This is a genomic window from Streptococcus sp. 3874, assembly GCF_013276425.1.
Lineage (GTDB): Bacteria > Bacillota > Bacilli > Lactobacillales > Streptococcaceae > Streptococcus > Streptococcus pseudopneumoniae.
This window is the reverse complement of sequence record NZ_VMLA01000124.1, coordinates 1-1,809: the sequence shown is the minus strand read 5'-3', so window position 1 is coordinate 1,809 and position 1,809 is coordinate 1. Positions and strand designations below refer to the sequence as shown.

The following is a 1,809-nucleotide window of genomic DNA, read 5'->3' as shown; positions in this document are numbered from 1 at the left end:
TTATGGTATAAACTGCTCACAGCTTCCTAGTCCCTTGAAATCAGTGGGTTTCTAGCATGTCAACCAAAAGTGAATACGAGATTGAATACGACTCTACTTTTAGCTGGAGCGAATGAAATCCATGAGCTGATCAACGACTTCAAAACGTTGATTATCATTGATGTGGGTATACATATCAAGGGTTGTTTGAACATTGTTGTGACCTAATCTGTCCGAAATAATTTTGGCTGTAATACCAGCTTCAAAGAGGAGAGAAGCGTGTGTGTGCCTGAAACCGTGAGGAGTGATTTTTTTGACATCTTTATGTTCACAAAAGAATCTTCTAAGTCTCTCTTTCACAGCTGAAGGTGAAATCCATCCTCCGAAACTATTCGTAAAGATATAATTCGAATTATGTTTGTAAGGCACACTAGCCCGAAAATATTCTTTTATTTGCTGACGTTTCCAGATTTTCAAAACGTTCAGAGTAGTGTCATCCAAGGTGATCACTCTCTTACTCATTTTAGTTTTAGGGTCCTGAACAGTTTGTTTTTTATTAACAACGACAGCTGTTCGAGAAATGCTTAACAACTTATTTTCAAAGTCAACATCTGACCACATGAGGCCAATTGCTTCTCCAGTTCTCAATCCAGAAAAAGCGAGCAAGTGAAAAAAGGTGTAGTCTACTGGCTTACAATTTACTTTGTAAACTTTAAGAAACTCCGTTAGTTCCTGTTTTGTATAGTGGTTCTCTTTGCCCTTTAAGGGTCTATTTTTAGGCTTGATAATCTTGTCCAAGGGATTTAACTTAATGATGTCAAGAGAAACGGCATACTTGAAAATACGGCTGATTACAGAGTAGTAATTGGCATATAGGATATAGCGATTACTTAACTGGATAGCAACCTTTTGACAATAAGCTACACTGATCTGCTGAATTTTCATATCTGTAAAATATGAGTCAATTATAATACGAAGTTTTTTCTTAACGTTCTGATAGGTTGTTGGTTTTACAGTACTTTTATAGCTATCAAGCCATAACTCAGCGACTTCAGCGAAAGTAGGGTTCTGGAAATCTTCGTTGTTTGAAAAACCGTTCTCTTCAACATCTAAGAGAAGGTCACGTTCGGCTGCTTTAGCTTCTTTAATGGTTTTAAAACCACGGCGTGTTGTACGCTTTTCTTTTCCAGTAGCAGGGTCTATACCCAGATATGTTTGAAAGAGATATCTAGTCTCTCCTTTTTTTGTAAGGTATTTTTTTATCATAAAAAGTCCTTTCTTTTCGATTGCTTGCCCGCATAGTTGAAAAGGTGTAGAACTTATGATAAACTATAGTTGTATTTTTTTATCATCCTTTCCATTGCTTGCTAGGTGGAAAGTTGAATCCTCACACTCAAAGTTTGGCGATGGAGAGTGTGGGGATTTTTTGAGTTGTTTCCAAAATGGAAACAGTTGCTAGATAAAAAGAAAAGTAGTCGTATCAAATACGGCTACCATCACGTTATGGATCTAAAATCCAAACCTAAACTTTATGGAGCTAAACTCCTGATAGCTGTATTGTAATATAATTTTCAAAAAATATCAATTTCGCACAATAGACCTATAGGATGAGGTTGCTATTGGCGAATATGGGGGTGCTTTTGTTTATTTCAAGTATTTATAACTCAAAAAAGGGAAGTAACAATTAAGCTACTTCCCTGGAGCGCAAAGGCTCAAAGTTTAAAAATATGAGGGTAAACCTCTAAGTAACCTAATTATAGAGTAAACTTTTATAAATGTCAATTTTTTAAGTACAATTCTTTTAATTTTTTGTCAATTCTATCTAAAGTT

At 35.5% G+C, this 1,809-nt stretch carries 1 protein-coding gene; it reads right to left on the bottom strand.

Annotated features, from left to right (window positions below):
* Positions 1 to 99: 99 nt before the first annotated feature.
* Entirely contained in the window at positions 100 to 1,245 is a 1,146-nt protein-coding gene (locus tag HT703_RS10575) for a site-specific integrase (RefSeq protein WP_000592975.1), read from the bottom strand.
* Positions 1,246 to 1,809: the final 564 nt, after the last annotated feature.